The organism is Trueperaceae bacterium, assembly GCA_036381035.1.
Lineage (GTDB): Bacteria > Deinococcota > Deinococci > Deinococcales > Trueperaceae > DASRWD01.
In genome coordinates this window covers 1-1,044 of the sequence record DASVDQ010000151.1, presented here as the reverse complement: position 1 = coordinate 1,044, position 1,044 = coordinate 1, and the positions used below count along the sequence as shown (strand labels likewise).

The 1,044-nt window shown below is 69.7% G+C and carries 1 protein-coding gene; it reads right to left on the bottom strand.

Translation table 11 applies throughout. The features are described from left to right. Positions 1–146 precede the first annotated feature (146 nt). Positions 147–683: a hypothetical protein gene (locus VF202_15535; protein ID HEX7041528.1), complete on the bottom strand. Its 537-nt coding sequence runs from the start codon at positions 681–683 to the stop codon at positions 147–149. Positions 684–1,044 lie beyond the last annotated feature (361 nt).

The following is a 1,044-nucleotide window of genomic DNA, read 5'->3' as shown; positions in this document are numbered from 1 at the left end:
CTCGTCAGAAAGAGATGCGTGCTCAGGCGCGGTTAGGACAAGCTCGCCTTGTCCGTCCGTCCAGTATGCTGCACGATAAGTGCGCTTCATGATAGCCTCCGTGGTGGTTGGTTGTGGGCCGGGGCACACGCCCCGGCCCGTGGGGGTTAGCGGTATTCGCCGCGCTGGATGTACTCGCCATAGTGGCGCGGGGCCACCTCGCGCAGCGCGCGCCCTCGCGCCTCCTCGTCCAGCGCAGCAAAGCCACGAATGAACGTGCTCAACGCCAGCGCGTGCCAGGTCTCATCCATGTAGTACCACTCCTCGCCGCGCGTCGTGATCGCATGTCGAGGACTCACCCACAGGGCCGAGCTGTAGTAGGCGAAGCCGTGCCAGGGATGCAGCGCAACGGTCGCGCGAGGCGAGGTCACCAGCTCGGCCACACGCCGGGCGCGCGTCTCGGCGGTCCACGGCCCGGCGACGATCTCCTCGGTGTCGTCGTAGACGCGGGCCAGGTACCACTTACCCGGAATCACGGCGCGGCCTCGGTGGTCGAGGTCGCCGCCCAGGATGACCAGCGCGGCCCGGACGGGGCGTAGCGTCCAGTCCTGGGGCGGGGCGTACCGGCAGGTCGGGCGGTGGCGCGTCTCGTCCTCGGCGCCACACTCGGGGCAGGTCGCGTGCTCGATGGTCGTGCGGGTCATGTCGCATCCTCCAGGGTTCGGGCCGGGGTTACGCCCCGGCGTCCTCGACGTCCTCGACGTATACGGCGAACGTGCCCCGGCCGTTCGGCCGGGGGGGCTCCAAAGGGCGCACGATGGCGGCAATCCCGCGGCGCCGGATGCGCCGCGCCCGGTCTTCGGCGCCCCGCCCCGTCTCGTGCGTCCCCGCGAGGCGGTAGAGTGTGCGCCCCTCGTGTTCGACACTGTCGTTGCGAAATAGCCAGGTCATGGTTGCACCTTCATGCGGGCGAACATCTTGTGGGCGATGTCCGGCAGGACGGACGGCAGGATGTCGCACCGGTCCACCTCGAAGACCATCACGCCGCCGGGCTTGCGGCGGGCG